Genomic DNA, 24,983 nt, shown 5'->3' on the forward strand with positions numbered 1-24,983 from the left:
CATCACTCGCGGCGGGTTTCGCCGGTGAAGATCAGTGTCGCGCGGCAGCGCCGGCAGTAGTAGCGACGGCCCTGGGCGACCAGGTTGTGGCGCTGGGCGGAGAAAGGGAATTCATTGCCCTCGCCGCAGTGGCAGCGGTACAGGTAGCGGGTGGCGCGGCGGCGCTTGATCTCGTAGGTGTGGCAGCGATCTGGTGGCAGGCCGTAGATGCCGCGCATGATCAGCTGCCACTCCTCGCCGTGGGGGCGGATGCGCGGGCCGAACATCTGGTGGGCGATCAGGTGGGCCACTTCATGGGCCACGGTCTGCTGCAGGAAGTGGTCGTAGTTTTCCCGATACAGCTGCGGGTTGAAGCGCAGCAGGTTTTCATCGAGGTGGGCGACGCCGGCCTTCTGGCCGCGTAGCCGGAAGCTCACTTCCGGGCGGGGAAAGCGCCGCTGGAAGAAGGCTTCGGCCTGCTGGTAGCAGGCTTCGACGCGAGCATTGAGCTGTTCAGGCATACAGTGGTTCTCCGGCGGGGGCAGATTATGCCGCAGTCGAAGCGCGGGTGGAGGATTTCTCTCGGCCGCTCGTCCGGGGTGCAGGTTCAGGCAAGCCAGAAGAGTTTCAGGCAAGAGAGGGCCATTGCAGGAGCGGGCCATGCCCGCGATCGTGGGCATGGCCCATTCCTACAGGAATCGTTGGCGCAAAAGAAAACCGGGCCAGATGGCCCGGTTTTTCATGCAAGGAAAAGAATCAGGTGTATTCCGGACCAACACCGCTGCCCCAGAGGATCACTGACAGCGCAATCATCGCCACCAGCACCACCAGTCCCACCGCCAGCACGGAGCTGGAGAACAGGAAACCTTCATCCTTGGGAATGTTCATGAAGGTCGGGATGCCGACGTAGAGCAGGTAGACGGTGTAGCAGATCGCGGCGGTGCCGATGACCATGCCCAGCCACAGGTGCGGGTAGAGCGCCGCCAGGCCGCCGATGAACAGAGGGGTGGCGGTGTACGCGGCGAATACGACGCATTGGGTCAACGATGGCGCGGCGTCATAGGTACGTGCCATCCAGTGGATGAAGGCGCCCATCACGGCGACGCCAGCGAGCATGGCGATATAGGTCATGATGGTCAGCTGCATCGCGCTGGCGGCTGTGAGCTTGACCGGTCCTGCGTTGCCCAATACCCAGCCGACCTGCGTGGTGCCGATGTAGGCGGAAATGACCGGGATGGCAGCGAGGATCAGGACGTGGGTCAGGTACATGTGGCTGATGGATTCTTCCTCGCCACGGATGTCCTGCCATTCCTGATCGGGATGGGTGAAGAGCCCCCACACATGATGGATCATGTCAGCATTCTCCTCTTCTTATAGAAGGCCGCCCCCCAGCAAGACGCCGGAGACGCGTAGCCAGCGTCATCCGGTGTCCGGCCGACCTTTGCGACCTTATGACGCAGTATAGGGAGGGCTGGAGACCACGTCGTCCGTGGGTTTAGAGCAAATGGAAGTTTCACGGGCGACTGTAATAGCGCTCCAGAATTTCCATCGCCTTGTTGATCGACTGCAGCCGCGTGGTGCTGCCGCCACGATCCGGATGATGCTGGCTGACCAGCTGACGGTAGCGCAGCTTGATCAGCGCATAGTCCACCGGGCCTTCTTCCAGCTCGAAGAGAGCCAGCGCGGCGGCCTTTTCCTCGTTGCCCTGCATGCGCGTCCAGAAACTTTCCAGCAGCTTCTCCACGTCGCGCTCGGTGGTTTCCTTCAGGTGTTTTTCGTCCAGGTAGTAGGCGCGCAGGGCGTCCTGCTCACCGAGCGCCTGCGCACCACTTATATAAGGAGAGAGGCGGATCTGCAGCGGTCCGATCTCCAGGTGCGCGGTGCGCTCTTCCCAGAGCCGGTCACGCAGGCGATAGAGCGCGTTGAACACCAGGAAGTGCGTGCGGAACAACACCAGCTTGTCGATCAGCGGAAGATTGGGCACGTGAGTGGAGTGCCGCGCCTTCAGTTGCTGGATCAGCTGGAATTCGGAGAGTCCTTCAGGCGCTTCGCGCAGCAGTTCAAGGAGCTGGTCGGCGAGGTCGAGGCTGTGGTCTAGGTCGAGAGTCATGCTGTCAGATTAGCAGCGAGCCGATCAGGGGGCTGGGGTATGGGCCGCTTTGCGCGTAAAATGACCGGCTTTTCGTCTTGCCTTTCGGATTCCAGAGCACCATGGCCAGCACCCTTTCGGTCAACCAGAACAAACTGCAGAAACGCCTGCGCCGCCAGGTTGGCGAAGCGGTCACCGACTTCAACATGATCGAGGACGGCGACAAGGTCATGGTCTGCCTGTCCGGCGGCAAGGACAGCTACACCCTGCTGGACATCCTGCTGTACCTGCAGAAGGTGGCGCCGATCCAGTTCGAGATCGTCGCGGTGAACATGGACCAGAAGCAGCCCGGCTTCCCCGAGCACGTGCTGCCGCAGTATCTGGAGTCCATCGGCGTGCAGTACCACATCATCGAGAAGGACACCTACTCGGTGGTGAAGGAGAAGATCCCGGAAGGCAAGACCACCTGCTCGCTGTGTTCGCGTCTGCGCCGTGGCACCCTCTACACCTACGCCGACGAAATCGGCGCGACCAAGATGGCGCTGGGGCACCACCGCGACGACATCCTGGAAACCTTCTTCCTTAATATGTTCTACGGCGGCACCCTCAAGGCCATGCCGCCCAAGCTGCTGTCCGACGACGGCCGCAACGTGGTGATCCGCCCACTGGCGTACTGCAACGAGAAGGACATCGAAGCCTACTCGGTGCTCAAGGAATTCCCGATCATCCCGTGCAACCTGTGCGGCTCCCAGGAGAACCTGCAGCGCCAGGTGGTCAAGGAGATGCTGCTGGACTGGGAGCGCAAGTCGCCGGGCCGCACCGAGATCATGTTCCGCGCCCTGCAGAACGTGGTGCCGTCGCAACTGGCCGACCGCAACCTGTTCGACTTCAACAGCCTGCGCATCGACGAGACCGCCACTCCGCGCTTCCTCGATGTGATGAATCTGTAAGCCCTTCGCAAGGACGCCCGATGCGCGATTACCAGTGGCTGTACGAGTACTGCCTGAACCGCTTCGGTTCGGTCGAGGCGCTGGAAGCTCGGCTGCCTCAGCCCCGGTCGCCGAACGAGCTGGCGGCGGTGGGCGATGACCGCTACCTGTCGCTGATCAGCCTGCGCATCTTCCGCGCGGGCCTCAAGCACAGCTTGGTGGATGCCAAGTGGCCGGCCTTCGAAGAGGTGTTCTTCGGTTTCGATCCGCAGAAGGTCGTGCTGATGGGGGGCGAGCGCCTGGAAAACCTGATGCAGGACGCCCGGTTGATCCGCCACCTGGGCAAGCTCAAGAGCGTGCCCCGTAATGCCCAGATGGTCCTCGATATTGCCCGTGAGCACGGCAGCTTCGGCAAGCTGCTGGCGGACTGGCCGGTGACTGATATCGTCGGCCTGTGGAAGCTCCTGGCCAAGCGCGGTAACCAGTTGGGCGGACTGTCGGCGCCGCGTTTCCTGCGGATGGCCGCCAAGGACACTTTCATTCCCACCGATGACATGGTCGCCGCGCTGAAGGCGCAGGAGATCATCGACAAGGCGCCCACCAGCCAGAAAGACCTGGCACTGGTGCAGGCGGCCTTCAACCAGTGGCACGCAGAAAGCGGCCGGCCTCTGTGCCAGCTCTCTGTCATGCTGGCGCACACGGTCAACCACTGACAGGCGGCCTGGCCGCGGAGGAGGGCGCATGGATTCGGCGATCGAACGTACCGGCGCGGCACTGGCCCGCGCCGAACGTATCCTGGTGATCACCGGCGCTGGCGTCTCCGCCGACTCCGGCATGCCCACCTATCGTGGCCTCGGCGGTCTCTACAACGGTCGTACGGAAGAAGGGCTGCCCATCGAGGCGGCGCTTTCCGGGCCGATGCTGCGCGATAACCCGGCGCTGTGCTGGAAGTACCTGGCCGAGCTGGGGCGAGCCTGCCTGAACGCACAGCCCAACGCCGGCCATGACGCCATTGCTGAATTGCAGCGGCGCAAGCCGGAGTGCTGGGTGCTGACGCAGAACATCGATGGCTTCCACCGCCGCGCGGGCTCGCCGCTGGAGCGGCTGATCGAGATCCATGGCGAGCTGGCCCCGCTGTACTGCCAATCTTGCGGTCAGGAAAGCGCCGGGCTGGTCGAGCACCTGGATGGTCCGCTGCCGCCGAAATGTGTGCGCTGCGGCGGCGTGTTGCGTCCGCCGGTGGTGCTGTTCGAGGAGATGCTGCCGGAAGCGGCGATCGACACGCTCTATGCGCAGCTGCGCAAGGGATTCGATGCCGTATTGCTGGTGGGGACTACCGCGAGCTTCCCCTACATCATCGAGCCGGTGATGCGTACCAGGGCCGCCGGAGGCTTTACCGCCGAGGTAAATCCGGGGCTGACTGACCTGAGTTCAGTGGTCGCAGAAAGAATGGTGGGTCGAGCCTTAGACATTATGCCGCGCCTGTTGAGTCACATTCCGCGATAAAAAACTTGCATTGAGCCGATTGAGCGGGCACATTAGCCCGCTATTAAATGGAACTAATGAGACACGGTCGTGCCCATGCTTAAACGCTTCGCACCCCTCGTGCCCATGAGTTTCGTTCTGTTGCTGGCCGCTTGTGCCAGCCATTCGCCGGAATCGCAGCAAAGCCAGGTAGCCGTAGCGCCGACCAGCCGAGCCGCAATTCAGATCGACCAGCATAAGGTCGCGCAGGCGGGTGAGTCGCAGGACGAGGGGGCCAAAAACTATAACGGCAGTTCGACCACGCACATTTCCGACATCCTGGATCGTGCGTTCTCGCTGATCGGTACTCCGTACCGTTTCGGTGGGAAATCGGAGCGGACTGGTTTCGATTGCAGCGGCTTCGTGGGCTATCTGTTCCGCGAAGAAGCAGGCATCAGTCTGCCACGCTCCACGCGCGAGATGATCACCATGGATGTCCCGCTGGTCTCGAAAGAAGACCTGCAGCCGGGCGACCTGATCTTCTTCAACAATCGTGGTCGTGGTCGGGTGAGCCATGCCGGCATCTATATCGGTGACGGTCAATTCATCCACTCCGCCAGCCGCCGTGGCGGTGGTGTGCGGGTGGACAGTCTGGACGAGAGCTACTGGCGCCTGAGCTACATGGAAGCCAAGCGCATTCTCGAGCCGGGTTACCAGCCAGAGACGGCTACACGCTAAACTTAAAGTTTTACTTTAAGTATTGCGTTCAAGTCACTGTGGGTGCAAAGTGATGGCATTCCTTCGCAGGGATGCCATCACATGTCCGTTCCACAGCGCATCATCCTCCTCGCGGTTCTCGCCTCCCTGGCCGCCTGCGCCAGTCGCACTCCGCCGTCACCGCCTCCCGTGGTGAGAGCACCTTCGCTCCCTGCCTACAACTCGCAAGCTGCCGATGATGTCCTGATCCGTGCCATTGGCCTGGTCGGTACGCCCTATCGCTGGGGTGGCAATACGCCCGATGGCGGTTTCGATTGCAGCGGCCTGATCGGCTATGTCTACCGTGATGCCACCGGCCTGCAACTGCCGCGCTCCACGCGCGAGATGATTTCCATGCGCGCGCCCAGCGTCGGCCGCGAATCACTGCAGAGTGGTGACCTGGTGTTCTTCGCCACCAACGGTGGACGTGGCGTCAGTCATGCGGGTATCTATGTCGGAGAAGGGCGCTTCGTGCATGCGCCCAGAACGGGCGGGACGGTACGCCTGGACAGCCTCGACAGCGCCTATTGGCAGAAGGCCTTCCTGGAAGCCAAGCGCGTCCTCGCCGTGCAGAGTCTCGCTCTACATCCCTGATCGTTTTCGGGAGGGGTCATGACCACGCGTACGCTGAACCTGGACGACACCCTCTACCAGTATCTGCTTGATGTTTCCTTGCGGGATTCACCCATCAAGGCCAATCTGCGCGCGGAGACTGCGGCGCTGCCGATGTCGCGCTGGCAGGTTGCGCCGGAGCAAGGGCAATTCCTTGCGCTGCTGGTGAAGCTGATTGGCGCCCGTCGCCTCCTCGAGGTGGGTACCTTCACCGGCTACAGCGCACTGTGCATGGCCGAAGCGCTTCCTGCCGACGGCCATCTCCTGTGCTGCGACCTGCCCGGCGACTATAACGAGATCGCGCGCGCCCACTGGCGCGAGGCGGGCGTCGATACCCGAATCGAATTGCGCCTGGGTCCGGCGCTGTCCACGCTGGAAAGCCTGATGGTCGGAGGCGAGGATGGCTGCTTCGATCTGGTCTTCATCGATGCCGACAAGGCGCGTTATTCCACCTATTTCGAGTACGCCCTGAGCCTGTTGCGCAGTGGCGGTCTGGTGGTCTTCGACAACGTGCTGTGGAGTGGAAGGGTGCTGGAAGTAGAGCCGGAGAGCGCCGATACGCGCGCCATCCAGCAGCTCAATCGGGCCTTGAAGGAAGACGCCAGGATCGACTACTCGCTGGTACCGATCGGCGACGGCATGAGTCTCTGCCGCAAGCGGTGAAATTGCCGGCCTGACAGTCCAGGGCTAGATTGCCTGGTATCGGGCCGATAGCTCAGCTGGGAGAGCGCCGTGTTCGCAATGCGGAGGTCGTGAGTTCGATCCTCATTCGGTCCACCAGATGCAAAAAGGCACGCCATTGGGCGTGCCTTTTTCGTTTCTACCGCGTTCCGTCAGGCGATGTCGACCAGGATGACTTCGCTGTCTTCCAGTGCCGTCACCTTGACCACGGCCTCCTGGGAGATGGCTGCGCCGTCACGGGCTTCCAACGTTACGCCGTTGACTTCGACCTTGCCGGTCGCCGGCACCAGGTAGGCGCGGCGGTCTGCGCCCAGTTCGTACTCGGCGCTCTCGCCAGCCTTGATGGTGGCGGCGACCAGGCGACCTTCTGCACGGATGCGCAGGGCGTCGGTGTCGTTCTCATAGCCACTGGCCAGGGTGACGAAGCGTCCGCTGCGGTCGCCCTTCGGGAAGGGTTTGGCGCCCCAGGACGGCGTGCCGCCGCGTACCGAGGGGATGATCCAGATCTGGAAGATCTTGGTGACTTCCTTCTCCAGGTTGTACTCGGAGTGCACGATGCCGGTCCCGGCGCTCATGACCTGCACGTCGCCCGCTTCGGTGCGGCCCTTGTTGCCCAGGCTGTCCTGGTGGGTGATCGCGCCCTGGCGGACATAGGTAATGATTTCCATCTCGCGGTGCGGGTGCGGCGGGAAGCCGGTGCCGGCGGCGATTTCGTCATCGTTCCAGACGCGGAGGTTGCCCCAGTCCATGCGCTCGGGGTCGTAGTACTCGGCGAAGGAGAAGTGGTGCTTGGCGTTGAGCCAGCCGTGGTTGGCACCGCCGAGTTGCTGGAAGGGTCTGCGTTCGATCATGGCGAAGTCCTCATGGGCAAGGCCGGCGGAGTCACCGGCTCGTGCAGTTCATGGGAGTTATCTTCTCTCGCATATGATCGATATAAAAGCGCAAATATCCGAGCAAACAAATCGATTTTGTCGATTTGTTTGTGATGGGTCAGGACCCGCCCTGGGTTAGGAATTTGCTCAGGAACTGCCGCGTGCGTTCCTCGCGGGGGTTGGTGAAGAGTGCCTTGGCGTCGCCCTGTTCGACGATCACGCCCTTGTCGATGAAGATCGCCCGATTGGCCACGTCGCGGGCGAAGCTCATCTCGTGGGTGACGATGACCATGGTGCGCTTTTCCTGCGCTAGCCCACGGATGGTCGACAGCACCTCGCCAACCAGTTCGGGGTCGAGTGCTGAAGTCGGCTCATCGAACAGGATCACGTCCGGCTGCATCGCCAGCGCCCGGGCGATGGCCACGCGCTGTTGCTGACCGCCGGAGAGGCGCTTGGGATAGGCGTCTTCCTTGCCGCTCAGGCCGACCTTGGCGAGCAGCGCGCGGGCGCGTTGCTCGGCCTGGGCGCGGGGTTCCTTCTTCACGATCACCGGGCCTTCGATCACGTTCTCCAGCGCGGTGCGATGCGGGAACAGATTGAAGTTCTGGAACACGAAGCCCACGTGCTGGCGCAGCTTGCGGATCAGCCCCTGCTGGCCGCTGAGCGGGCGCGAGGCGTCGATACGGATCTCACCGACCTGGATGGTGCCGCCGCTGGGCACTTCCAGCAGGTTCAGGCAGCGCAGCAGGGTGGTCTTGCCGGAGCCGCTGGGGCCGATGATCGCAACCACTTCGCCGGGTTCGACGGTCAAGTCGATGCCCTTGAGCACCTCCTGGCCGCGGAACTGCTTGGTCAGCTGGCGTACTTCGATCATGCCTCGTGCTCCTGGTCATGACGGTTGACCCGCTCTTCCAGGCGGTTCTGCAGGTGCGACAGGATGCTGGCGAGCACCCAGTAGAGGAGCGCGGCGGCGAGGTACATGGTGAATACCTCGAAGGTGCGCGCCGTGATGAGTTGGGCCTGGCGGAACAGCTCCGGCACCTGGATGGTGGCGGCCAGCGCGGTGTCCTTGACCAGTGAGATGAAGCTGTTGCCCAGCGGCGGCAGCGCGGTGCGCGCAGCCTGCGGGAGGATCACCCGGCGCAGGGTCTGTGCGCGGGTCATGCCGATGCTCGATGCCGCCTCCCACTGGCCACGGTCGATGGAGCCGATGGCGGCGCGCAGGATCTCGCAGACATAGGCGGCCATGTTCAGCGAGAAGCCGATCAGCGCCGCGGGCAGCGGGTCGAGCTCGATGCCCAGTTGCGGCAGGCCGTAGTAGATCATGAAGAGCTGGACCAGCAACGGCGTGCCGCGGAAGAACGACACGTAGATGCGGGCGAGCCAGCTCAGGGCGGTGAAACCGTACAGGCGCATCAGCGCCAGTCCGAAACCCAGCAGCAGTCCGAAGAACATGCCGCCTACGCTGAGGACTACCGTGAAGACCGCGCCCTTGAGCAGGAAGGGCGCGGAATCCAGCGCAAGCTGCAGGCTTGCGTCGATCATTGGGTCACGTCAGCCTTGAACCACTTTTCCGAGAGCTTCTTGAGGGTGCCGTCGGCACGCAGCTTCTCGATGGCCTTGTTCAGCGCCGCGAGCAGCTCCGGGTTGCCCTTGCGCAGGGCGATACCGGCTTCCTGGCGGGCGAAGGGCGCACCGGTCAGGGTCATGGCGCCATTGGTCTTGTTGACCATGTCGAAGGCGGCCAGGCGGTCCACCAGAATCACGTCGATGCGGCCGCTGCGCAGGTCCTGGAATTTGGTCGGATCGTCCTCGTAGGTGCGTACGTCAGCTTTTGGGACATGTTCCTTGAGCCACTGCTCGTAGTTGGTGCCCAGGCCGACGCCGACCTTCACCCCGGCGAGTTTCTCGGGGGTGTCGTACTTGCTTTCGTCACCCTTGCGCACCAGGGCCTGGATACCCGAAACGGTGTAGGGCTCGGAGAAGTCGTACTTCTTCTTGCGCTCTTCGGAGATGGTCACCTGGTTGATCACCAGGTCCAGGCGCTTGGACTCCAGGGCGGCGAGGATGCCATCCCACTTGGTCGGCTGGAGCTTGGCCTTGACGCCCAGTTCCTTGGCGATCAGGTCGGAGAAGTCCACTTCGAAACCGGCGAGCTTGCCGCTTTCGTCCTGGAAGCTGAAGGGCGGGTAGGTTCCCTCGAGGCCGACGCGGACTTCGCCCTTGGACTTGATCTGGGCAAGCTGGTCTTCGGCGGCCTGGGCCTGGCCGAACAGACCGGCGCCGAGGGAGAGAGTCAGGCTGGCAAGCAGGAAATGACGGCGCAGTGCAGAGAAGGTCATGGTGAGCCCCGTTTTTGGTGTTTTATGCAGGTTAGTCAACGTCGGGTGACTATAGGGTCGTAGTTGTTATGCAATAAAATAATAAAAAATTACATGCTTATTTCTTTGTTTGTTTTTCAGCTCGCCGGGTGATAGGCAAACAGCGCCGGTGAGCCTCCGGTGTGCAGGAACAGCAGCGGGCCCTGGTTGGCGAAACGCTGGCGGGCGACTCCATCGAGCAGGCCGGCCATGGCCTTGCCGGTGTAGACCGGGTCGAGCAGCAGCCCTTCATGGCTGGCCAGCAGGCGTATCGCATCCAGTGTGCCGGCGTTGGGTTCGCCATAGCGTGGGGCGAAGTACTCGTCCCAGAGTTCCACTTTCGGCGCCTTGGCAGTGTTCTGGCCGAGGAGTTCCAGTGTGCGCTGGATCAGCCCCTCCACTTTCGGTCGTTGCGCAGCATCGGTGCGCGAGACTGTCACGCCAATGACCGGCAGTCCCGGCATGGTATCGGCCAGCGCCACGGCCAGCCCGGCATGGGTGCCGGCGCTGCCGGAGGCCAGTATCACGGCGGCGAAGCGCTGCCCGCTGTGGCGAATCTGATCGGCAAGCTCCAGCCCGGCGCGCACATAGCCCAGCGCACCGAGGGCGTTGGAGCCGCCAATGGGCACCAGGTAGGGCTTGCGGCCTTCGCGCAGCAGACGCTCACCGGTCTGCTGCAGCAGTTCGTCGGCGTTGTCCAGGTTGGGCACCAGTTCGACCTCTGTGCCGAACAGGTCCAGCAGCAGGCGGTTACCGTTGCTCAGGTAATTGTGGTCGCCGGTGTCGATGGGATTTTCCAGCAGCGCAACGCAACGCAGGCCCAGCTTGGCGGCGACGGCGGCTGTCTGGCGCACGTGGTTGGACTGGATGGCCCCCGCCGTCACCAGGGTGTCGGCACCGGCGCGCAGCGCATCGGCGGCCAGGAATTCGAGCTTGCGTACCTTGTTGCCGCCCAGCGCAAAGGGCGTGGTGTCGTCGCGCTTTGCGTGGATATCGCGGCCCAGGTGGGCGGAGAGCCGCTCCAGCTTGTCCAGCGGCGTGGGGCCGCCGGCCAGTTCGAGACGAGGGAAACGGGCGAGCGATTCGCGCAGGGAGCTCATGGAGGCATCTCGGTTCGGCACGGTGAGACAGCCACGATAGAGCGCCAGGCGGCGCTCGGCAATGGACAGGCTGCCGCGTGGCAGGCGCTGCCGCGACAACAATTTCACAAGTTTCGTTATAAAGTTACAATTTATTCGTCGCCGGTTTCACGCAGCCTTAATTTTCTACGCTCAGGCTCGCCGGCGCGCCGCTTTCGGTCGAAGAAGGCGGACGATCCGTTCAATCGTTGGAGCATCCATGAGAGTCGACCTGGATATCGAGGACCGCAGCCTGGAAGGGTTGCCGCGTTTCCAGCGCTCGGCGTACCAGTCGCGTCGCTTGATGCTGCTGGCCTGGCTGTCGGGCAGCTTCGCCGCGCTGCTGTTCCTGGCGGCGATCCTGATTGGCCTGTTCGCGTCCGACTCGCTCTGGCTGCCCTTGCTGTGCAACAACGCCGCAGCCTTGCTGTTGCTGGCGGCGGTCAGCCAGTCGGCCTGGCGAGTGGCTCACTGGCGCGCTACCGCGATCGGCTCGATGGCGCCGGCAGTGGCTGCGGAGACGCCGGTCGACCTTGCCCAGCTCAGTGCCTACGACCGCCTGCTCGAACGCCTCAGCCGTTCCGGCCAGAGCCTGGCGCAGCGCATCGGCGTCGGTGCTCTCTGGTTGGCGGGTCTGGCGCTGGTGGCCCTGTTGGTCGTCAAGGCCGGCTGGAGCCTGGCAACCCCGGCTGCCGCGCTGGGCCAGGCCGGCTGGCTGGTCACAGGATTGCTGACCTTGGCGGCCTTCGGCCTGCTCGTGGTGGAGCGCCACCTGAGTACGGCCAGCGCGGAAGAATGGCCCGAAGCCTCCGCCCTGGCACTGATGGTGCGGGCGGTGATCGCCGTGCAATTGCTGTCGTTGCCCGGCCTGCTGTTCTCCAATGGCGAGAGCCTGTGGCCGAGCCGTTTCGTGGTGCTGGTGGGGCTGCTGCCGGCGCTGCTGGCGGTGGAGCTGATCCTGCGCGCGCTGCTCTCGGTCTTCAGCCCGCTACGGCCGCGCGAAGAACCCCGCCTGATCGGTGAAAGCCTGATTGCCGCGCAATTGCGCTGGCCGCCGCGTCCGCTGCAGTTCCTGCAGAGCGAACTGCAACAGCGTTTCGGCATCGATCTGCGTCAGGTCTGGGCCTTCGGCTTCATGCGCCGCGCGTTCCTGCCGGTGGCGGGGTTGATCCTGCTGGTGGGGTGGTTGCTTACCGGGGTCAGCGAGATTGCCATGAACGGCCGAGGCGTCTACGAGCGCTTCGGCAAACCGGTGGAGGTCTATCCGCCGGGGCTGCACGTCGGGCTGCCGTGGCCGTTCGGGCGCGTGTTGCCGGTGGAGAACGGGGTGATCCATGAGCTGGCGACCTCCGGCGATTCCGCCCGGGCGGACTTGCTGGTGGACGCCGAAGGCCCTGCGCCGGAAGCGGCCAACCGTCTGTGGGACGCCTCCCATGTCAGCGAGAACTCACAGGTGATCGCCAGCGAAGCGGGCGGCCAGCAGAGCTTCCAGATCGTCAACATGGATGTGCGCTTCGTCTACCGCATCGGCCTGAGCGACAAGGCCGCACTGGCGGCGACCTACAACAGTGCCGACGTGCCGACGCTGATCAGCAGCACCGCCAATCGCGTGCTGGTCCACGATTTCGCTGCCCGTACCCTCGACGGCGTGCTCGGGGCGGAGCGCGAGGCGCTGGCGCGGGACATCGGCAAGGCCGTGCAGGCCGACCTCGACCGCCTGGACAGCGGGGTGGAAATCCTTGCAACGGTGGTCGAGGCGATCCATCCGCCGGCCGGCGCAGCCAATGCCTACCATGGTGTACAGGCGGCGCAGATCACCGCACAGGCGCTGATCGCCCGCGAGCAGGGCAAGGCTGCCGAGCAGACCAATGCCGCACGCCAGGCCGCCAGTGCCGCGACCGACACGGCATCCGCCAGCGCGCGGGAAACCCTCGCCCAGGCCCAGGCCGCCGATCTGCGCTTCGGCGCCGAGCGCTCCGCCTGGCAACGTGCCGGGCAGGCCTTCCTGCTCGAACAGTATTTCAGCCAGCTGGGCCAGGGCCTGGCCGGAGCCCGCAGCCTGGTCATCGATCACCGCCTGAGTGCGGACCAGGCCCCGACCCTCGACCTGCGCAGCTTCGGCGCGCCGGTCGATCCGCAGCGCGGCAAGCCCGCCAACCGTACCCAGGAGATCGCACCTTGAGTCCGACCCACGTTCACGGCGATCACCACCACGACCACGACCACGACCACGACCACGACCACGACCACGGTCATGACCATGATCATGGTCATCATCACGCTCATCACCATGACGAAGGCCCGGCGGGGTTCCCCTGGCGCCGTACCGCCCTGGCCAGCCTGCTGGTGCTGTTCGCCGCCGCGACCGCCTGCCTGGTGCAGGTGCGCTCCGGCGAGGCGACGGTGATCACCCGTTTCGGCAATCCCGCCCGGGTACTGCTCGAACCCGGACTCGCCTGGCGCCTGCCGATACCGTTCGAGGCCGCCGTGCCGGTGGACCTGCGGCTGCGTACCACCTCCAGCGGCCTGCAGGACGTCGGCACCCGCGATGGCCTGCGGATCATCGTGCAAGCCTACGTCGCCTGGCAGGTTAAGCCCGAGTCGGACAACGTCCAGCGCTTCATGCGCGCCGTGCAGAACCAGCCGGACGAAGCGGCCCGGCAGATCCGCACCTTCGTCGGCTCCGCGCTGGAAACCACCGCCAGCGGCTTCGATCTCTCCGACCTGGTCAATACCGATGCCGGCAAGGTACGCATCGCCGACTTCGAGCAGCGCCTGCGCGAGCAGATCGAGCGCCAGCTACTCGATACCTACGGCGTGCGCGTGGTCCAGGTTGGCGTCGAGCGACTGACGTTGCCGAAAGTCACCCTGGGCGCCACGGTCGACCGCATGCGCGCCGAGCGCGAGACCATCGCCACCCAGCGGACCGCCGAAGGCAAGCGCAAGGCTGCGGAAATCCGCTCCGCCGCCGAGCGCGACGCGCGCATCCTGCAGGCCGACGCCACAGTGAAGGCCGCCGATATCGAAGCCCAGTCGCGGGTACAGGCCGCCGACATCTACGGCAAGGCCTATGCCGGCGCGCCCGAGCTGTACAACCTGCTGCGCTCGCTGGACACCCTCGGCACCGTGATCAACTCCGGCACCCGCCTGGTGCTGCGGACCGACGCCGCGCCGTTCCGGGTACTGGTGGATGGCCCGCCGCAGCAGCCCACCGCCAAACCGGGCAGTGCGCATGACTGAGTCGCGGGAGGAGGGCGCAAGCCCCTGGCTGCAGGCCGGGCGCCTGGCGTTCCTGGCGCTGTATGGCGTGACCCTGCTGGCGGCGCTCGGCTGGGCGCTGTCCAACGTCCGCCAGATCGGCCCGGAAAGCCGGGCCGTGGTCCTGCGCATGGGCGCGCTGGAGCGCATCCAGAACGCCGGACTGCTGCTGGCCTGGCCGCGTCCGTTCGAGCAAGTGGTGATCCTGCCGTCTGCCGACCGGGTGATCGAGCGCCGTGTGGAGACCCTGTTGCGCTCCCAACAGGCGCAGAAGTCCGACCTGGATGGCAGCCTGGCGAACGACGCCACCGCGGGCTCCGGTTATCTGCTCACTGGCGATGCCGGTGTGGTGCAGCTGGATGTGCGGGTGTTCTACAAGGTCACCGCCCCCTATGAATTCGTGCTCCAGGGCGACCATGTGCTGCCGGCGCTGGATCGCCTGGTGGCGCGCAACGCCGTGGCGGTCTGCGCATCACGCGACCTGGACACCATCCTGGTCGCCCGCCCCGAGCTGATCGGCGCCGACAGCAGCGTTGCCGAGCGCCGCGAGCGCTTGCGTGGCGACCTTCAGCAGGGCATCAATCGCAGCCTGGCCGCGCTGGTCTCGGCCGGCAACGGACTGGGCGTCGAAGTCGAGCGGGTGGACGTGCAGTCCTCCTTGCCGCGCGAGGCGGTGAGCGCCTTCAATGCCGTGCTGACCGCCAGCCAGCAGGCGGAGCAGGGCGTCGCCGCCGCGCAGAACGACGCCGCCCGCCAGCTCCAGGCGGCCAACCAGGCCGCCGATCGCACGTTGCAGGTCGCCCATGCCCAGGCCAGCGAGCGCCTGGCCCGTTCCCAGGCGGATACCGCCACCATCACCAGTCTCGCCCAGACCCAGCAACAGCACGCCGACCCCGGGCTGTTGCTGCGCCTGTACCGCGAGCGCGTGCCGGGCATCCTGTCCCGTGCCGGCTCGGTGACCACTGTCAACCCAAGTGATTCCGGACACCTGATCCTCGAGGGACCGCAGCCGTGAGCACGCTGATCGCCGGAGGCTGTGAATCAATGTGCGGACAGCGTCGTGGCGAACCGCTACGCTCGCAACACAAGCCCGGCAGCTTCGTCCGGGCGGATAACGACAATCAGGAACACCAGGGGCGGGACATCCAATGACATCAGCCGGACTTCACACCATCCAACACACCCGAGGGGCGCTGCGACGCCTGGCCCTGCAGTGCCTGGGCGCGCTGGCGCTGGTACTGGGATGCAGCCTTCCGGCGCATGCCGACCGGGTTCTGCCCTCGGGCATGATGCTGGCGTTCGTCGACTACGCGCAGTTCCCGTCGATCACGTTGAAACGCCCCAGACCCAGCCTGCTCAAGCAGATACTCACCCTTGGGCTGTACAGGAAGAACATCACCTATCCGGTGGCGGCGTCCGTGCGCATCCGTGACGAGGACAACCATTTCGTCGTGAATGGATTGATGCCGTTGCTCAAGGGCAAGGTCGTTGCCGTCAAGCCCGGCATCGATAAGCAGATCAACCAGATCTGGGTCCTGACCGAAGCGGAAGCGAACGAGTACGCCACCCGGCCGGGAACCCTGTTCCCACCCCTCAACTAAAGCAGGCACCTTCGCGGTATGAGCGTTCACCACCATCACGGCCATGCGCACCACGGCCACCACCATGGCCACCTCACCGGTGGAATGCTCACCCGCGACGAACAGCGCAGCGCCGCGCGCCAGCTCAGCCTGGCGATGATCGCCCTCGGTCTGCTCATGCTGGGCCTGCTCTGGCGCTGGTTCGCCCCGCAGCAGGAAGGCGTGGCGCAGATACTCCTGGGCGTCGCCTCGCTGCTGGTCGCGGTGCCCGTCCTGCGCTCGGGCTGGTACAGCCTGCGTCATCCCAGCCTGCACGGCATCACCGACCAGCTCATCGCCCTCGCCATGCTCGGCGCCTGGGCCACCGGCGACCTGATGACCGCCGCATTGCTGCCAATCATCATGATCTTCGGCCATGTGCTGGAAGAGCGCAGCGTGATCGGCTCGCAGGAAGCCATCGAGGCGCTGGGCCGGCTCACCCGCAGCCAGGCCCGGCTGATCGACGCCGATGGCAGCGTGCGCGAGGTGGATAACAGTGAGCTGCGGCCGGGCGACCAAGTGGAGGTCCGAGCCGGCGACCGCGTGCCCGCCGACGGCCGTGTACTGGAAGGCCAGGCCAGCCTGGATACCGCGCCGATCACCGGTGAGTCCGTACCGCTGGAGGCAAGCGCCGGCATGGAGGTCTACGGCGGCGCGATCAACCTCGACGGCCTGCTGTGCATCGAGGTGACCCGCACCGGCGATGCCTCCACCCTCGGCAAGGTCATCGCCCTGATGCAGCGCGCCGAACAGTCCAAGCCGCCCATCACGCGCCTGCTGGAGCGCTATGCCGGGCGCTACATGGTGCTGGTGCTGCTGATCGCCGCCGTCACCTGGTTCATCACCAACGACCCGCAGGCCATGCTGGCCGTGCTGGTGGCCGCCTGCCCCTGTGCCCTGGTGCTATCGGCGCCGGCTACCGCCATTGCCGGCATCGCCGTCGCCGCCCGCCACGGCATCCTGATTCGCAGCTCGGCGTTCCTCGAGGAACTGGCCGACCTGACCTCGCTGGTGATCGACAAGACCGGCACCCTGACCTACGGCGCGCTGCGCCTGCAGGCGGTACGCACGGAGCCCGGCGAAAACCGTGACGACATCGAGCGCCTGGCCGCCAGCCTGGGCGCCGCCAGCAGCCACCCGGTCAGCCGCGCCCTGGCGTCGCTGGCACCGCACGATGCGCACCATCCGCTGGCTGAGATCCAGGAACGCCAGGGCCTGGGCGTGGTCGCCCGGACCGGGCAGGGCGATGCCGCGCTCGGTCGTCCGGAATTGTTCACCCGCCTGGGGATTACCACGCCGGAAGTACCGGACCATGACGGCCCCATCGCCGGTCTCTCGCTGGGCGGACGTTTCCGCGCCTGGTTGCTGCTGGCCGACAGCGTCCGCCCGGAGGCCACTCACGCGGTGGCGGACCTGCGGGAGCTGGGGATTGGCCGGCAACTGCTGCTCACCGGCGACCGCCAGAGCGTGGCCGATGCGCTGGCGCGCGAGGTTGGCATCGACAGCGTGGTGGCCCAGGCACTGCCCGAAGACAAGCTGAAGCGGGTCAACGAGGAGATCCGCAAGGGCTTCCGGCCGTTGGTGGTGGGGGATGGCATCAACGATTCGCTGGCGCTCAAGGCTGGCGTGGTCGGCGTGGCGATGGGCGCCGGCGGGGCGGATATCGCCCTGGCTTCGGCGGATATCGTGCTGATCGGCAGCGATCTTCGCCGTCTGGGGACCTGCGTGCGTTTGAGCCGCCAGTGCCGCAGCACCCTGCAGGTCAACGTGCTGATCGGCCTGGCCTGGACCCTGGCCATCGTCGCTGCGGCCGCCTTTGGCCTGCTGGGGGCAGCTGGGGCGATGATCGCGGCGATCCTGCACAACCTCAGCACCTTGCTGGTGTTGGGCAACGCTGGCCGCCTGCTGCGCTTCGACGAAGCCCTCGGCCAGCCGGGCGCTCGTCTTGCCGACGCAGCGGCGTGAGCCGCAGGTCGGCGAGATCGGCTATCATGTGTGCCGTTCCAATCTCTTGCAGACCCCTAGAACCATGACTTCCTCTCAGCAGCCGCCCCGCGACGACAGCGCGGACAACGCTCAAGACTCCACCACCCTGTCCCTGACCGAACTCGCCAAGGCCGCCCTGGCGGCGCAGAAGCAGGCGAAATCGGCCTATCAGCACCGCAAGCCGCACGACAAGGCGGAGTTCCGTCCGCCACATCCGCGCGGCTCACGCCGCTCGATGGGCAAGCGCTGAGACAAGCTTCCACCGGTGAGCTCTCCAGGTAGTTCGACATGCCTGGCGGGTCCGGAGGCTGAACTGCGTCGCTGTGTTCGGGTCGAATTTCCACCGCCACCTTCAGGCGGTCGTTCGAATCATCAGCCCGCTTTCGCGAAACCGTCAGGGAACGACGGGCGCGCCACCCCTCGGCGCATCGCGTAGCAAGGAGAAGCCATGAAATATCTGCTCCCCGTACTCGCCCTGCTGGCCCTGGGTGGTTGCATCACCATGACCGGCAATTACGAAGTTAGCGCCCACGACGAAGCGGGCAACGCCCTGGGCAAGGGCAAGTTCCTCGCCCACGGCAGCGGCATCTACACCGTGCGCAACTCCCTCTGCTCCGTATACCCCAAGGCCATCGTGACCATCCGCGACGTGGGCAACGACCAGGAGTTGGAGGGCGAGAGCCCGTACCGCTGCCACAAGTGATGGGCGGTGATTGCCGCACCTGACTACCAGGCAAGCACCTTCGGCGACCTGCGCCCGGTAGGCGATACCTGCGAGGAAGGCCTCTGGATCAGCGTCCGGCTGTGGCCGGCTGCCCGATCTTCTGCGCCTGCCCCTGCTGCAGCGTCCACTCCACCACCTGCGCGGCGAGCTGGTCGCTGGCCTTGCCGAAGGCGCTGACCACTTCCGCGACCTGTTTGCCGTCCACCGCCTGGCGGATCTCGAAGCTGCGCGAGGCGACGATGCGCTGGCCAAGGGTGCGTACCAGGCGCGCTTCGTAGCGGATGTGCACGACCGGTTTGCCGCCCTGGTATTCGCTCTGGAAGGCGCGCAGGTCGCCGGTGAGGTCGAGGTCGGCCTGCAGGCTGGTTTCGTCGCTGCTCAGGGCGCGGATGCTGCCGTTGGCGGTGAAGGCGTCGAGCAGGCGGTCGCGCAGCAGCCCCGGCGCACGGTTGCTCCAGCGCGCGCCCTGGTAGCTGCTGATCTGGTTGCCCTGGGGGATCACGGCAATGCGGTTGCTGTCCAGCGCGAGGCTCGCGCTGGGAGTGCTGACCCGCAGCGACCAGTCCACCGTGGCGCTGCCGCGTGCCGGCTGCTGGGTGGCCGGCAACAGGTAGAAGTCCGGGGTTTCCGCTTCCGGGAGGATCGAGCAGGCGCCAAGCAGGCCGAGCAGCGCGGCGACACCGAGCAGGCGGGGAAGGGCGGTCATGGCTGGAACTCCTTGTTGCGCTCGCGGCCGAGCAGATAGCCGGTGGGGTTTTCCTGCAGGCGGCGGGTGACGCCGCGCAGGTCCTCCAGAGTGGAGCGCAGTTCGCGTACTGCCGGGCCGACTTCGCCCAGGCCGTTGAGGCCGCCGTTCACCGCGTCATAGTTGTTGTTGAGCAGCTGCTCGATCCGCTCGCTGCTGGCGCGCAGGGCGGCCAGGGTCTTCTGGGTGTCGTCGAGCATGGCCGGGCCGCGGCTGCCGAGGGTCTGGTTGGCGCGTTCGAGCAGCGCACTGGCGTTGGCCAGGGTGACGCGCGCCTGCTCGCTGGCGGCGGCCAGTTCCTTGACGGTCTGGCGGATGTCCTCGCGCTGTTCGGCGATCACGCTGGTGGCCTGGTCGATGTGATCGAGGGTGCGGCTGATGTGGTCGACGTTTTCCTGGGAGAACAGGTGGCTTGCGTTGGTGAGCAGGTTGTTGATGTTTTCGGCGATGTCTCCGCCATTGGCGAGGAATTTGGCCAGCGGCGAAGGAATGGTCTTGATCACCGGGATGCTGCCGTCCTTGCTCACCAGCGGTGGGCTGTCCTGGGCGGCGCTGGAGAGCTGGATGGTGGACTGGCCGGTGACGCCGGTCAGCGCCAGCTTGGCGCGGGTGTCTTCGCGGATAGGCGTGCTCTCGTAGACGCGGATGCGCGCACGGACCTTGCGCGGGTCGTTCGGGTCCAGGCGCAGGGACACCACGTCGCCCACGCGGATGCCGCTGTACTGCACGGTGCCGCCTTCGGAGAGGCCGGTTACCGACTCGTTGAAGATCACGTCATAGAACTTGAACTGCTGGTCGTTGGCCGACTGCGACAGCCATAGCGCGAAGAGCAGGGCGCCGATCGAGACCAGCAGGGTGAACAGGCCGATCAGCACGTGATGGGCACGGGTTTCCATTCAGCTTTCCTCCCGCAGGTGCTCAGTGGCCTGCAGCGCGGCACGGCCCCGCGGGCCGTGGAAGTAGTCCTGCACCCAGGCGTCGTTGGTCTTGGCGACCTGGTCCAGCGGCCCCACCACCAGCACCCGTTTCTGCGAGAGCACGGCGACGCGGTCGCAGATGGTGTAGAGGGTGTCCAGGTCGTGGGTGACCAGGAACACGGTGAGGCCGAAGGCGTCGCGCAGGGTCAGGATGAGTTGGTCGAAGGCCGCCGCGCCAATCGGATCGAGGCCGGCGGTGGGTTCGTCGAGGAACAGGATGTCCGGGTCCAGCGCCAGGGCGCGGGCCAGGGCCGCGCGCTTGACCATGCCGCCGGAGAGTTCGGCGGGGTACTTGGCGCCGGCATCCGGTGGCAGTCCGGCGAGGGAGATCTTCACCTTGGCGATGAACTCGGCGTCGGCGCGAGACAGCCTGGCGTGCTCGATCAGGGGCAGGCAGATGTTCTCGCTGACCGTCAGCGAGGAGAACAGCGCGCCGTTCTGGAACAGGACGCCGAAGCGCCGCTCCAGCTTCGAGCGCCGCGGCGGCGGCAGCTCCAGCAGGTTCTGGCCGAAGACCTGCACGCTGCCCTCGCTGGGCTGGCGCAGGCCGATGATGCTGCGCAGCAGCACGGATTTGCCGGTGCCCGAGCCGCCAACCACGCCGAGAATCTCGCCTTTCATCACGTCGAGGTCGAGGTGCTCGTGCACGGCATGGCTGTCGAAGCGGTTGGCGAGGTCGCGGACGACGATGATCGGCTCGCTCACCAGCCCATCTCCATGAAGAACAGGGCGAACACCGCATCCAGCAGGATCACCACGAAGATCGACTGGACCACGCTGGAGGTGGTGTGTTCGCCCACCGACTGCGCGCTGCCGCTGACGCGGAAGCCTTCCAGGCAGCCGATCACGGCAATGATGAAGGCGAAAACCGGGGCTTTGACGATGCCGACCAGGAAGTGCTGCACGGCGATGTCGTTCTGCAGCATGTAGAGGAACATGCGTGGCGAGATATCCAGTGCCAGGGCGCAGACCACGCCGCCGCCGAAGATGCCGGACATCATCGCCAGGAAGGTCAGCAGCGGCAAGGTCAACAGCAGCGCGAGCACGCGTGGCAGCACCAGCAGCTCCACCGGGTCCATGCCCTGGGCCTGGATAGCGTCGATCTCCTGGTTGGCCTTCATCGAACCGATCTGCGCGGTGAAGGCGCTGGCGGTGCGGCCGGCCAGGAGGATGGCGGTGAGCAGTACGCCGAACTCGCGGAGGAAGGCGAAGCCGACCAGGTCGACGGTGTAGATCGCCGCGCCGAACTTCCTCAGCACGGTGGCGCCGAGGAAGGCCACTACCGCACCGACCATGAAGGTGAGCAGGGCGACGATGGGCACGGCGTCCAGGCCGGTCTGCTCGATGTGCGCGGTCAGCGAGGTGAGGCGCCAGCGGCGTGGACGCACCAGCGTGCGCGCCAGGGTCTGCAGGGTCAGGCCGATGAAGCCGAGCCCGCCGACGACATGACCGCGGAAGGCCAGGGTGGCGATGCCGATGCGTTCGAGGACATCGATGATGGCATTGCCGGGTGGCGGTTTCTGTTCGTCCAGCCGGCACTGGGTGATGGCGCTGCCCACGGTGCGCAGCAGCGCCAGGCGCTCGGCGGGCAGGTTGCGGGTGATCTGTTCGAGCTGGCCCATGCGCGCGCCGCCGATGACGTCGGCGAGCAGCGCCGCGCCGGCGGTGTCGAGAGCGCCGAGGTTACTGAAGTCCAGTTCGGCGGGTTGGCCGCCAAGGCGTACGTCGGCGACCTGGGATTCCAGGGTGCTGAAATGCGCCAGCGTCCAGTCGCCGCTGACGTGCATCAGCGGAGGGCTGGCGCGGGGATCGAGCTGGAGCTGGCCGGGCTGTGCAGTCGTTGTCATGCCTCGCATTCTAGCGAGTTTCTGTGGTGCCTCCACTTGACTTGTATATATCGTTTTAGCCGCTCTGGGGCGGGCGTTGGCGCTGGATGCGACAGCCTGTTCAATTGACGCCCCAGGCCGCGAGCCACTAAGCTGCGCGCCTGCTTCAGGTGCCCCCGGCGCAAGTCGGGGGTGAAACAGGGAAGCCGGTGAATTCGGACCTCGTGGGTCCGACCATTCCGGCGCTGCCCCCGCAACGGTAAGCGAGCATCGAGCCGCATTTCGCCACTGTGCCATTGGCATGGGAAGGCGCGGTTTCAGGAGCCTTTCACGGCCCCACTCGCAAGCCCGGAGACCGGCCTGTTGCAAGCCATGGCACGCGGGAGGCGTTGTCGATCGCTCCGTCCGGCCTATGCTGCCGGGGCGTTCCCGTCCTCCGCCTGCCCTTTCGGGTCAGAGCCGCGCGGGTGAGAGCGGCGGAGTGAGTTCACGTGAAGCAGTTCTTCAATTGGCCGACGGCGCTGGCGCTGGGCGGCTTCTCCTGTTTGGGCCTGGCGGCCGACGAAACGCCGCTGGCGCTCGACGATCAAGTGGTGACCGCCACGCGCACCGAGCAGCGCGCCGGGCAGAGCCTTGCCTCGGTCAGTGTGCTGGATCGCGAAGACATCGAACGCGCCCAGGCGCAGTCGGTGCCCGACCTGTTGCGGCGTCTGCCGGGTATCTCCCTGAGCAGCAACGGCGGGCCCGGCAAGGCCACCAACCTTTATCTGCGCGGCAGCGAATCCGACCATGTGCTGGTGCTGATCGACGGCGTCAAGGCCGGCTCGGTGTCTTCCGGTGGCGCATCGTTGCAGGACCTGCCGGTGGAACTGATCGAGCGCATCGAGGTGGTGCGCGGGCCGCGCTCCAGCCTGTATGGCTCCGAGGCCATCGGCGGGGTGATCCAGATATTCACCCGCCAGGCCGTGGAGCAGGGCTTCAAGCCCTGGGCCTACGCCGGCGCGGGCAGCCAGAGCACCTATGAAGGCAGCGCCGGGGCCTCGGCCGGCAATGGGCGCGGCTGGTTCGCCCTGGGTGTGTCCAGCCTGGATACCGCCGGCATCGATGCCAAGGCCAACGGCGCCAGCGGCCATGAGCCGGACAGCGACGGTTACCGCAATCTCTCGGGCTCCCTGCGTGCCGGCTACCGTTTCGACAACGGCCTGGAGCTGGACGGCAGCCTGTTGCAGACCGATTCGCACAACGACTTCGATCAGGTGAACAGCCGTCGCACCCAGGGCTTCGACGCCTACAACGATGGCGTGCAGCGAGTGATCGGTGGCCGCGCGCGCTTCGCCCCGCTGGAGCCCTGGCGGGTGACCCTGTCCGCCGGGCGCAGCGAGGACAACTCCGACGCCTATCAGGACGGCGCCTTCTACTCGCGCTTCGACAGCCGTCGTGACACCGCGTCCTGGCAGAACGACCTGGACCTTGCCCCCGGCCAGACTCTGACCCTGGGCTACGACTGGCAGCAGGACGAGCTGGGCAGCTCCACCGACTACGCGGTGACCTCCCGCGACAACCGCGGCACCTTCGCCCAGTACCTGGGCAGTGCGGGTCGCCACGATTGGCAGCTGAGCCTGCGCCACGATGACAACCAGCAGTTCGGCAGCCGCAACACCGGCAACCTCGCCTGGGGCTATGCGCTGACCGACGCGGTGCGTACCTTCGCCAGCTACGGCACGGCCTTCAAGGCGCCGACCTTCAACGAACTCTATTACCCCGGCTACGGCAACCCCGACCTGGACGCGGAAACCTCGCGCAGTGTGGAGCTCGGCCTGGACGGCCATCACGGCTGGGGGCACTGGGCGGTGAACCTGTATCGCACGATGATCGACGACCTGATCGCCTACGACTCGGCATTACGCGCCCCGGGCAACATCGACCAGGCGCGCATCCGCGGCGTCGAGCTGCAACTGGGCAGTCAGTGGCAGGACTGGGTGTGGAACGCCAACGCCAGCCTGCTCGACCCGGAAAGCCGCGCCAGCGGCAGCCGTGGCAATGACCTGCCGCGCCGCGCCCGGCAACTGTTCAACCTGGACCTCGACCGGCGCTTCGACGCGCTGAGCCTGGGGGCCAGCCTGCACGCCGAGGGGCATCGCTACGATGACCTGGCCAACCGCAATCGTCTGGGCGGCTTCGCCACCCTGGACCTGCGCGGCGAATATGCGTTGAGCCCGGAGTGGCGCCTGCAAGCGCGCCTGAGCAACCTGTTCGACGCCGACTACCAGACCACCCTGGGCTATGAGCAGCCCGGCCGCGCCGTACTCTTCGGCGTGCGCTACCAGGCCCTTTGAGAGGAGAGAGACCGATGAGTGAATCCCTGGAAAAGGACGAACGCCACCGTTCGCGCATGCAGCGCAAGAAATCCGTGGTCGACGAGAAGATCGCCCAGGCCCAGGGTGAGCGTGGTGTATTCCTGGTTCACAGCGGCAACGGCAAGGGCAAGAGCAGCTCGGCCTTCGGCATGGTCGCCCGCGCACTGGGCCATGGCATGAAGGTCGGTGTGGTGCAGTTCATCAAGGGCGCCGCCACCACCGGCGAGGAAGCCTTCTTCCGCCGCTTCCCCGAGGAGGTCAGCTACCACGTGATGGGCGAGGGCTTCACCTGGGAGACCCAGGACCGCCAGCGTGACATCGCCAAGGCCCGTGAAGCCTGGGACATTGCCCGCCAGTTGCTGAGCGATCCGCAGGTCGGCCTGGTGGTGCTGGACGAGGTGAATATCGCCCTCAAGCACGGCTATCTGGAGCTGGACACCGTGCTTGCCGACATCGCCGCCCGCCCGCCGATGCAGCATGTGGTTGCCACCGGGCGCGGCGTGCAGCCGGCGATGGTCGAGGCGGCCGATACCGTGACCGAGATGGGCCTGGTGAAGCACGCCTTCAAGGCGGGCATCAAGGCGCAGAAAGGGGTGGAGTTCTGATGGATTCCCTTATGGCGGAGTGCGCC

27 protein-coding genes, 1 tRNA gene and 1 riboswitch are annotated in these 24,983 nt (G+C 65.7%); of the genes, 16 read left to right on the forward strand and 12 right to left on the reverse strand.

The window, feature by feature from the left end; all coding sequences use genetic code 11:
- Positions 1–2: 2 nt before the first annotated feature.
- From GA645_RS07570 to GA645_RS07580, 3 genes are all read right to left on the reverse strand, one after another.
- Entirely contained in the window at positions 3–500 is a 498-nt protein-coding gene (locus GA645_RS07570; protein WP_152221439.1) for a SprT family zinc-dependent metalloprotease, read from the reverse strand.
- Positions 501–735: 235 nt separating this feature from the next.
- Positions 736–1,332 (reverse strand): Yip1 family protein, encoded by a 597-nt coding sequence (locus tag GA645_RS07575; protein WP_152221441.1) that lies wholly within the window; start codon positions 1,330–1,332, stop codon positions 736–738.
- A gap of 160 nt (positions 1,333–1,492) precedes the next feature.
- The gene (locus GA645_RS07580; RefSeq protein ID WP_152221443.1) at positions 1,493–2,089 is read right to left on the reverse strand and encodes a DNA-J related domain-containing protein; all 597 of its coding nucleotides are present in this window, start codon (positions 2,087–2,089) and stop codon (positions 1,493–1,495) included.
- Positions 2,090–2,190: 101 nt separating this feature from the next.
- Between GA645_RS07580 and ttcA the strand changes: the two genes are divergently transcribed.
- The 7 genes from ttcA (at position 2,191) to GA645_RS07615 (ending at position 6,609) form a co-directional block, all read left to right on the forward strand.
- Positions 2,191–3,018, forward strand: a complete 828-nt coding sequence (ttcA, locus tag GA645_RS07585; RefSeq protein WP_152221445.1) for a tRNA 2-thiocytidine(32) synthetase TtcA — start codon at positions 2,191–2,193, stop codon at positions 3,016–3,018.
- 20 nt (positions 3,019–3,038) lie between these two features.
- On the forward strand, positions 3,039–3,710 hold the full coding sequence (locus tag GA645_RS07590) for a DNA-3-methyladenine glycosylase I (protein ID WP_152221447.1): 672 nt from the start codon (positions 3,039–3,041) through the stop codon (positions 3,708–3,710).
- 28 nt (positions 3,711–3,738) lie between these two features.
- Positions 3,739–4,503, forward strand: coding sequence for an NAD-dependent deacylase (locus GA645_RS07595; protein ID WP_152221449.1), 765 nt, complete (start codon positions 3,739–3,741; stop codon positions 4,501–4,503).
- Between the two features lie 69 nt (positions 4,504–4,572).
- On the forward strand, positions 4,573–5,199 hold the full coding sequence (locus GA645_RS07600) for a C40 family peptidase (protein ID WP_152221451.1): 627 nt from the start codon (positions 4,573–4,575) through the stop codon (positions 5,197–5,199).
- Positions 5,200–5,280: 81 nt separating this feature from the next.
- Positions 5,281–5,811, forward strand: coding sequence for a C40 family peptidase (locus tag GA645_RS07605; protein WP_152221453.1), 531 nt, complete (start codon positions 5,281–5,283; stop codon positions 5,809–5,811).
- An 18-nt stretch (positions 5,812–5,829) separates the two neighbouring features.
- Positions 5,830–6,492: an O-methyltransferase gene (locus GA645_RS07610; protein WP_152221455.1), complete on the forward strand. Its 663-nt coding sequence runs from the start codon at positions 5,830–5,832 to the stop codon at positions 6,490–6,492.
- A 41-nt stretch (positions 6,493–6,533) separates the two neighbouring features.
- A tRNA-Ala gene (locus tag GA645_RS07615) sits at positions 6,534–6,609 on the forward strand.
- A 53-nt stretch (positions 6,610–6,662) separates the two neighbouring features.
- Here the strand turns inward: GA645_RS07615 and GA645_RS07620 are convergent.
- The 5 genes from GA645_RS07620 to GA645_RS07640 all read right to left on the reverse strand — a co-directional run bounded on the left by GA645_RS07620 (position 6,663) and on the right by GA645_RS07640 (position 10,842).
- A complete protein-coding gene (locus GA645_RS07620; protein WP_152221457.1) occupies positions 6,663–7,361 on the reverse strand; it encodes a pirin family protein in 699 nt (232 codons plus the stop codon).
- Positions 7,362–7,500: 139 nt separating this feature from the next.
- Complete coding sequence (tcyN, locus tag GA645_RS07625; RefSeq protein WP_152221459.1) at positions 7,501–8,256, reverse strand: L-cystine ABC transporter ATP-binding protein TcyN; 756 nt, start codon at positions 8,254–8,256, stop codon at positions 7,501–7,503.
- Entirely contained in the window at positions 8,253–8,927 is a 675-nt protein-coding gene (tcyL, locus tag GA645_RS07630; protein WP_152221461.1) for a cystine ABC transporter permease, read from the reverse strand. Before tcyL ends, tcyN begins: the two co-directional genes overlap by 4 nt.
- Positions 8,924–9,724, reverse strand: a complete 801-nt coding sequence (gene tcyJ / locus GA645_RS07635) for a cystine ABC transporter substrate-binding protein (protein ID WP_152221462.1) — start codon at positions 9,722–9,724, stop codon at positions 8,924–8,926. Before tcyJ ends, tcyL begins: the two co-directional genes overlap by 4 nt.
- Before the next feature lie 116 nt (positions 9,725–9,840).
- Entirely contained in the window at positions 9,841–10,842 is a 1,002-nt protein-coding gene (locus GA645_RS07640) for a D-cysteine desulfhydrase (RefSeq protein ID WP_152227962.1), read from the reverse strand.
- 238 nt (positions 10,843–11,080) lie between these two features.
- Between GA645_RS07640 and hflK (GA645_RS07645) the strand changes: the two genes are divergently transcribed.
- The 7 genes from hflK (GA645_RS07645) to GA645_RS07675 all read left to right on the forward strand — a co-directional run bounded on the left by hflK (GA645_RS07645) (position 11,081) and on the right by GA645_RS07675 (position 18,426).
- Positions 11,081–13,042: a protease modulator HflK gene (gene hflK, locus GA645_RS07645; RefSeq protein ID WP_152221464.1), complete on the forward strand. Its 1,962-nt coding sequence runs from the start codon at positions 11,081–11,083 to the stop codon at positions 13,040–13,042.
- Complete coding sequence (hflC, locus tag GA645_RS07650; protein WP_152221466.1) at positions 13,039–14,100, forward strand: protease modulator HflC; 1,062 nt, start codon at positions 13,039–13,041, stop codon at positions 14,098–14,100. The genes hflK (GA645_RS07645) and hflC overlap by 4 nt, the downstream gene beginning before the upstream one ends.
- Positions 14,093–15,133: a protease modulator HflK gene (gene hflK, locus GA645_RS07655; RefSeq protein ID WP_152221469.1), complete on the forward strand. Its 1,041-nt coding sequence runs from the start codon at positions 14,093–14,095 to the stop codon at positions 15,131–15,133. The genes hflC and hflK (GA645_RS07655) overlap by 8 nt, the downstream gene beginning before the upstream one ends.
- Before the next feature lie 133 nt (positions 15,134–15,266).
- On the forward strand, positions 15,267–15,719 hold the full coding sequence (locus tag GA645_RS07660; protein ID WP_256676092.1) for a hypothetical protein: 453 nt from the start codon (positions 15,267–15,269) through the stop codon (positions 15,717–15,719).
- 18 nt (positions 15,720–15,737) lie between these two features.
- A complete protein-coding gene (locus GA645_RS07665; protein ID WP_152221471.1) occupies positions 15,738–17,702 on the forward strand; it encodes a cation-translocating P-type ATPase in 1,965 nt (654 codons plus the stop codon).
- Between the two features lie 64 nt (positions 17,703–17,766).
- The gene (locus GA645_RS07670; protein ID WP_152221473.1) at positions 17,767–17,973 is read left to right on the forward strand and encodes a hypothetical protein; all 207 of its coding nucleotides are present in this window, start codon (positions 17,767–17,769) and stop codon (positions 17,971–17,973) included.
- 198 nt (positions 17,974–18,171) lie between these two features.
- Complete coding sequence (locus GA645_RS07675) at positions 18,172–18,426, forward strand: hypothetical protein (RefSeq protein WP_152221475.1); 255 nt, start codon at positions 18,172–18,174, stop codon at positions 18,424–18,426.
- 88 nt (positions 18,427–18,514) lie between these two features.
- Here GA645_RS07675 and GA645_RS07680 read toward each other — a convergent pair whose 3' ends face one another.
- The 4 genes from GA645_RS07680 to GA645_RS07695 are packed head-to-tail and all read right to left on the reverse strand — an operon-like array spanning position 18,515 to position 22,016.
- Positions 18,515–19,153: an ABC-type transport auxiliary lipoprotein family protein gene (locus GA645_RS07680; RefSeq protein WP_152221477.1), complete on the reverse strand. Its 639-nt coding sequence runs from the start codon at positions 19,151–19,153 to the stop codon at positions 18,515–18,517.
- Complete coding sequence (locus GA645_RS07685) at positions 19,150–20,088, reverse strand: MlaD family protein (RefSeq protein ID WP_152221479.1); 939 nt, start codon at positions 20,086–20,088, stop codon at positions 19,150–19,152. Before GA645_RS07685 ends, GA645_RS07680 begins: the two co-directional genes overlap by 4 nt.
- Positions 20,089–20,874: an ATP-binding cassette domain-containing protein gene (locus GA645_RS07690; RefSeq protein ID WP_152221480.1), complete on the reverse strand. Its 786-nt coding sequence runs from the start codon at positions 20,872–20,874 to the stop codon at positions 20,089–20,091.
- Complete coding sequence (locus tag GA645_RS07695) at positions 20,871–22,016, reverse strand: MlaE family lipid ABC transporter permease subunit (protein ID WP_152221482.1); 1,146 nt, start codon at positions 22,014–22,016, stop codon at positions 20,871–20,873. The genes GA645_RS07690 and GA645_RS07695 overlap by 4 nt, the downstream gene beginning before the upstream one ends.
- A gap of 130 nt (positions 22,017–22,146) precedes the next feature.
- Positions 22,147–22,374: riboswitch (cobalamin riboswitch) on the forward strand.
- Between the two features lie 112 nt (positions 22,375–22,486).
- On the opposite strand from GA645_RS07695, the gene btuB reads away from it, so the two are divergent.
- Together btuB and cobO are read left to right on the forward strand one after the other, a co-directional pair.
- On the forward strand, positions 22,487–24,331 hold the full coding sequence (gene btuB, locus GA645_RS07700; RefSeq protein WP_152221483.1) for a TonB-dependent vitamin B12 receptor: 1,845 nt from the start codon (positions 22,487–22,489) through the stop codon (positions 24,329–24,331).
- A 14-nt stretch (positions 24,332–24,345) separates the two neighbouring features.
- On the forward strand, positions 24,346–24,957 hold the full coding sequence (cobO, locus tag GA645_RS07705; protein WP_152221485.1) for a cob(I)yrinic acid a,c-diamide adenosyltransferase: 612 nt from the start codon (positions 24,346–24,348) through the stop codon (positions 24,955–24,957).
- The last annotated feature ends 26 nt before the right edge of the window (positions 24,958–24,983 follow it).

This window comes from Pseudomonas sp. SCB32, assembly GCF_009189165.1.
Classification (GTDB): domain Bacteria; phylum Pseudomonadota; class Gammaproteobacteria; order Pseudomonadales; family Pseudomonadaceae; genus Pseudomonas.

Coding starts and splice junctions, on each gene's coding strand:
- GA645_RS07570 (WP_152221439.1), bottom strand. CDS start 500: ATGCCTGAACAGCTCAATGCTCGCGTCGAAGCCTGCTACCAGCAGGCC.
- GA645_RS07575 (WP_152221441.1), bottom strand. CDS start 1,332: ATGATCCATCATGTGTGGGGGCTCTTCACCCATCCCGATCAGGAATGG.
- GA645_RS07580 (WP_152221443.1), bottom strand. CDS start 2,089: ATGACTCTCGACCTAGACCACAGCCTCGACCTCGCCGACCAGCTCCTT.
- ttcA (WP_152221445.1), top strand. CDS start 2,191: ATGGCCAGCACCCTTTCGGTCAACCAGAACAAACTGCAGAAACGCCTG.
- GA645_RS07590 (WP_152221447.1), top strand. CDS start 3,039: ATGCGCGATTACCAGTGGCTGTACGAGTACTGCCTGAACCGCTTCGGT.
- GA645_RS07595 (WP_152221449.1), top strand. CDS start 3,739: ATGGATTCGGCGATCGAACGTACCGGCGCGGCACTGGCCCGCGCCGAA.
- GA645_RS07605 (WP_152221453.1), top strand. CDS start 5,281: ATGTCCGTTCCACAGCGCATCATCCTCCTCGCGGTTCTCGCCTCCCTG.
- GA645_RS07610 (WP_152221455.1), top strand. CDS start 5,830: ATGACCACGCGTACGCTGAACCTGGACGACACCCTCTACCAGTATCTG.
- GA645_RS07620 (WP_152221457.1), bottom strand. CDS start 7,361: ATGATCGAACGCAGACCCTTCCAGCAACTCGGCGGTGCCAACCACGGC.
- tcyN (WP_152221459.1), bottom strand. CDS start 8,256: ATGATCGAAGTACGCCAGCTGACCAAGCAGTTCCGCGGCCAGGAGGTG.
- tcyL (WP_152221461.1), bottom strand. CDS start 8,927: ATGATCGACGCAAGCCTGCAGCTTGCGCTGGATTCCGCGCCCTTCCTG.
- tcyJ (WP_152221462.1), bottom strand. CDS start 9,724: ATGACCTTCTCTGCACTGCGCCGTCATTTCCTGCTTGCCAGCCTGACT.
- GA645_RS07640 (WP_152227962.1), bottom strand. CDS start 10,842: ATGAGCTCCCTGCGCGAATCGCTCGCCCGTTTCCCTCGTCTCGAACTG.
- hflK (WP_152221464.1), top strand. CDS start 11,081: ATGAGAGTCGACCTGGATATCGAGGACCGCAGCCTGGAAGGGTTGCCG.
- hflK (WP_152221469.1), top strand. CDS start 14,093: ATGACTGAGTCGCGGGAGGAGGGCGCAAGCCCCTGGCTGCAGGCCGGG.
- GA645_RS07660 (WP_256676092.1), top strand. CDS start 15,267: ATGACATCAGCCGGACTTCACACCATCCAACACACCCGAGGGGCGCTG.
- GA645_RS07665 (WP_152221471.1), top strand. CDS start 15,738: ATGAGCGTTCACCACCATCACGGCCATGCGCACCACGGCCACCACCAT.
- GA645_RS07670 (WP_152221473.1), top strand. CDS start 17,767: ATGACTTCCTCTCAGCAGCCGCCCCGCGACGACAGCGCGGACAACGCT.
- GA645_RS07675 (WP_152221475.1), top strand. CDS start 18,172: ATGAAATATCTGCTCCCCGTACTCGCCCTGCTGGCCCTGGGTGGTTGC.
- GA645_RS07680 (WP_152221477.1), bottom strand. CDS start 19,153: ATGACCGCCCTTCCCCGCCTGCTCGGTGTCGCCGCGCTGCTCGGCCTG.
- GA645_RS07685 (WP_152221479.1), bottom strand. CDS start 20,088: ATGGAAACCCGTGCCCATCACGTGCTGATCGGCCTGTTCACCCTGCTG.
- GA645_RS07695 (WP_152221482.1), bottom strand. CDS start 22,016: ATGACAACGACTGCACAGCCCGGCCAGCTCCAGCTCGATCCCCGCGCC.
- cobO (WP_152221485.1), top strand. CDS start 24,346: ATGAGTGAATCCCTGGAAAAGGACGAACGCCACCGTTCGCGCATGCAG.